The 4102-nt window shown below is 70.4% G+C and carries 4 protein-coding genes and 1 pseudogene; 2 read left to right on the forward strand and 3 right to left on the reverse strand.

The genetic code is table 11. The annotated features are described in order from the left end of the window. Positions 1–134 precede the first annotated feature (134 nt). On the forward strand, positions 135–404 hold the full coding sequence (locus KBX39_RS25065) for a hypothetical protein (protein WP_043328358.1): 270 nt from the start codon (positions 135–137) through the stop codon (positions 402–404). Positions 405–460: 56 nt separating this feature from the next. Here the strand turns inward: KBX39_RS25065 and sucD are convergent, their stop codons facing one another. From sucD to KBX39_RS25080, 3 genes are all read right to left on the reverse strand, one after another. Continuing rightward, positions 461–1348, reverse strand: a complete 888-nt coding sequence (sucD, locus tag KBX39_RS25070; RefSeq protein ID WP_030501510.1) for a succinate--CoA ligase subunit alpha — start codon at positions 1346–1348, stop codon at positions 461–463. Positions 1349–1350: 2 nt separating this feature from the next. Beyond that, on the reverse strand, positions 1351–2529 hold the full coding sequence (sucC, locus tag KBX39_RS25075; RefSeq protein WP_043328357.1) for an ADP-forming succinate--CoA ligase subunit beta: 1179 nt from the start codon (positions 2527–2529) through the stop codon (positions 1351–1353). A gap of 434 nt (positions 2530–2963) precedes the next feature. After that, positions 2964–3368: a cobalamin B12-binding domain-containing protein gene (locus KBX39_RS25080; RefSeq protein WP_030501512.1), complete on the reverse strand. Its 405-nt coding sequence runs from the start codon at positions 3366–3368 to the stop codon at positions 2964–2966. Positions 3369–3770: 402 nt separating this feature from the next. Here KBX39_RS25080 and KBX39_RS25085 point away from each other — a divergent pair. Then, positions 3771–4102: pseudogene (locus tag KBX39_RS25085) on the forward strand (M23 family peptidase); the annotation flags it as partial.

A 4102-nucleotide genomic window follows, 5' to 3' on the forward strand; every position in this document is an offset into this window, starting at 1 on the left:
AAGGACGGCAGTCCGATACCGGGTCGGCAGCGCGGCGAGTTCGCCGAACCCCCGCCTCAGCGGTGGTGATCCGGTCTAGCCTCGGCCTCAGACGCGACCATTCCCGTCGCGGCGCCTACCGTTCGGAGGAAGCCGTGCACGCTCCGTATCCGCCACCACCGCCGCCGCCGGCCGTCGGCCGGGACCGGACCACGCTCTGGGGCGTCCTCGGCATCGTCTTCGGCCTGTTCTGCTGCGGCATCCTGGGCATCGTCTTCGGCGCGCTGTCGATCCGCGACGCGCGGCGCAACGGCAAGTCGCAGCTGCTCGGCTGGCTGGCCATCGCGTTCGGTGTGATCAACATCGTCGCCAGCGCCATCGTGCGGGCCCGGGGCAACTCGTACTACCCGTACTGGTACCGCTGAACGCGAGGGGGCCGGCCGGTTCCCCGGTCGGCCCCCTCGGCGCGTGGTACGGCCGCTCAGCGGCCGGACATGAGCTCCCGCATCAGGTTGGCGGTCTCGGTCGGGGTCTTGCCGACCTTGACGCCCACCGCCTCCAGCGCCGCCTTCTTGGCGTCGGCGGTGCCCGCCGAGCCCGAGATGATCGCGCCGGCGTGACCCATGGTCTTGCCGGGCGGGGCGGTGAAGCCGGCGATGTAGCCGACCACCGGCTTGGTGACGTTGGCCTTGATGAACTCGGCCGCCCGCTCCTCGGCGTCGCCGCCGATCTCACCGATCATGACGATCGCGTCGGTCTCCGGGTCCGCCTCGAAGGCGGCCAGGGCGTCGATGTGGGTGGTGCCGATGATCGGGTCACCGCCGATGCCGACGCAGGTGGAGAAGCCGATGTCGCGCAGCTCGTACATCATCTGGTAGGTCAGCGTGCCGCTCTTGCTGACCAGGCCGATGCGGCCGGAGCCGGTGATGTCGGCCGGGATGATGCCCGCGTTGGACGCGCCCGGCGAGGCGATGCCCGGGCAGTTCGGGCCGATGATCCGGGTGCGCTCGCCCTTGGACTTGTTGTACGCCCAGAACGCGGCGGTGTCGTGCACCGGCACGCCCTCGGTGATCACCACGGCCAGGTCGATGCCGGCGTCGATCGCCTCGACCACGGCGGCCTTGGTGAACTGCGGCGGCACGAAGATGACTGTGACGTCCGCGCCGGTGGACTTCATCGCGTCCGCGACGGACGCGAAGACGGGCAGCTCGGTGCCGTCGAAGTCGACAGTGGTGCCGGCCTTGCGCGGGTTCACGCCGCCGACCACGTTGGTGCCGGCGGCGAGCATCCGCCGGGTGTGCTTGGAACCCTCGGAACCGGTCATCCCCTGCACGATGACCTTGGAGTCCTTGGTCAGCCAGATAGCCATTGTCAGACCCCCGCAGCTGCCAGCTCGGCGGCCCGCTCGGCCGCGCCGTCCATGGTGTCGACCCGCTGGATCAGCGGGTTGGCCGCGCCGTCGAGGATCGCCCGACCGGCCTCGGCGTTGTTGCCGTCGAGACGGACGACGAGCGGCTTGGTGGCCTTCTCGCCGCGCTGCTCCAGCAGCGCCAGCGCCTGCACGATGCCGTTGGCGACCGCGTCGCACGCGGTGATGCCGCCGAAGACGTTGACGAAGACGCTCTTGACCGACGGGTCGGACAGGACGATCTCCAGGCCGTTCGCCATCACCTCGGCGCTCGCGCCGCCGCCGATGTCGAGGAAGTTGGCCGGCTTGACGCCGCCGTGCCGCTCGCCCGCGTACGCGACCACGTCGAGCGTGGACATGACCAGGCCCGCGCCGTTGCCGATGATGCCGACCTCGCCGTCGAGCTTGACGTAGTTGAGGTCCTTGGCCTTGGCGGCCTGCTCCAGCGGGTCCACCGACGCCTGGTCGACCAGGGCCTCGTGGTCCGGGTGCCGGAACGCGGCGTTCTCGTCCAGCGTGACCTTGGCGTCCAGGAGCAGCAGCTTGCCGTCCTTGGTGGTGGCCAGCGGGTTCACCTCGACGAGCGTGGCGTCCTCGGCGACGAACGCCTGCCACAGCTTCACCGCGACGTCAACGACCTGGTCGGCGACCTCGGCCGGGAATCCGGCCGCGGTGACGATCTCCCGGGCCTTCGCCTCGTCGACGCCGGTGTTGGCGTCGATCGGAGCCTTGACGACCTTCTCGGGCGTCTCGGCGGCGACCTGCTCGATGTCCATGCCGCCGGCCACGCTGGCGATGCAGAGGAAGGTGCGGTTCGCCCGGTCGAGCAGGTAAGAGAAGTAGTACTCCTCGGCCACGTCCGCGGTCACGGTGATCATGACCTTGTGGACGGTGTGACCCTTGATGTCCATGCCGAGGATGTCGGTGGCCCGGGCCACCGTCTCCTCCGCGCCCTCGGCCAGCTTCACGCCGCCGGCCTTGCCGCGGCCACCGACCTTCACCTGCGCCTTGACGACCACCCGACCGCCGAGGCGTTCGGCGATCGCGCGGGCCTCCTCCGGGGTAGTGGCGACGCCGCCGGCGAGCACGGGCAAGCCGTGCCGCTCGAACAGGTCCCGCCCCTGGTACTCGTACAGGTCCACGTTTGCGCGTCCCGTCCCGTCTCCGCGGCGCGCCGTCGCGCCGCCACCAGCGTTGGAAAATCAGTTTGACGCCTGTCATCAGAAGAGACAGGCCATTTGCCGCAGCCTAACGAGATGGGAACCGGCGGCAACCGAGCGGGTGCGGGGTGTGCGGTAATGCACAGCCCTCTTCGGCCGGCACCGGTTTCCGGCGGCGCCGGCACGCGGCGGCGGCCGCGGTTGTCAGCCGTCCGGGGGATGTGCCGGACCGGGCGTAACCGCCGGTCGGGGGCGTCGTTGAGTGTGATGTCGGAGCGCTGGTCAAGCGCGACGACGGGAGCGGCCGATGCCCTGTCGGTCGAGGGGTGGCGGCGGGGCATCGTGCATAGAGGGGCCGGGCGTGTGAGGGGTGCGTCCGGCCCCTCCCCCGTGCCCGGAGCCGCAGATGCGGCGGGTCAGCCGACCGGCTGGGCCACGTTCTCCCGCACCCATTCGACGATCGACCCGGTGGTCGCGCCGGGGGTGAAGATCTTCGCGACGCCGAGCCGCTCCAGCTCCGGCAGGTCGGCCTCGGGGATGATCCCGCCGCCGAACACCACGATGTCGGTGGCCTCGCGCTCGGCGAGCAGTTCGAGTACGCGCTTGAACAGCGTCATGTGCGCGCCGGAGAGCACGGACAGGCCGACCGCGTCCGCGTCCTCCTGGATGGCGGTCTCCACGATCTGCTCTGGCGTCTGGTGCAGGCCGGTGTAGATGACCTCCATGCCCGCGTCGCGCAGGGCACGCGCGACGACCTTCGCGCCCCGGTCGTGGCCGTCCAGGCCGGGCTTCGCGACGACGACCCGGATACGAGAGCTCATCTGCGCACACCTTTCACCAGGACACTGACCTGAACGAACGGTAACCCGGCGGAGCGGGGGGCGGAAAGCGGGGCCCGGACCGTCCCACGCCCGGGCTACTCTCCTACCGCTCAGGCGCGGACGCGGAAAGCCGGACACCTCCGCCGATCGGTCACTGTCCGCGACGAATGGACAGTCGGAGGCCCATCCGACCGGCGGCACGAGACATGACAAGCCAGGATGGAAACGGACATAACGAATCGCCAGTTCGGCGCTTCGGCTTGTGACAGGAGTGGCAGTTGGCTAACGTGTCCACGGTTGTCATCAGGTCCACGGACGGGTGACGACGCGACACCGGAGGTTCCACCGAGCTTCACCGAACGGTCCGGAGTCGCATCGGATCCCCGACAACGGAGGGTGTGCGTGCGCCAGCGCCTGTCGTCTGAGCCCGATCGCTATCGCGGCCGCCGTCGCGTACCCACCCCCCCGCGGAGCCGCTACGCGGCGGTGGTCACCACCGCGTTCGTCGGCGCCGGCATCGTCGCCATCGGCGCGAACGCCCTTCCTGACGCCAAGAGCGTCAACCCCTCGGTCCTCGACGAGCTCCGGCAGGCCTCGGTCGCCAGCCAGGACGCGGCGGCCCGTGCCGACAGCGCCGACCGCGCGTCCCGGTCCGACCGCACCGACAGCAAGATCACCGAGCAGGACCCGTGGCTCCTGCCGCTGCACGGCTACGACTTCAAGTCCCCCTACGG

This window comes from Micromonospora sp. D75, assembly GCF_018070405.1.
Taxonomy (GTDB): Bacteria; Actinomycetota; Actinomycetes; order Mycobacteriales; family Micromonosporaceae; genus Micromonospora; species Micromonospora chalcea.

What these genes read in the sequence shown, in the direction of transcription:
- sucD (WP_030501510.1), bottom strand. Translation starts at nt 1,348, where the DNA reads ATGGCTATCTGGCTGACCAAGGACTCCAAGGTCATCGTGCAGGGGATG.
- KBX39_RS25080 (WP_030501512.1), bottom strand. Translation starts at nt 3,368, where the DNA reads ATGAGCTCTCGTATCCGGGTCGTCGTCGCGAAGCCCGGCCTGGACGGC.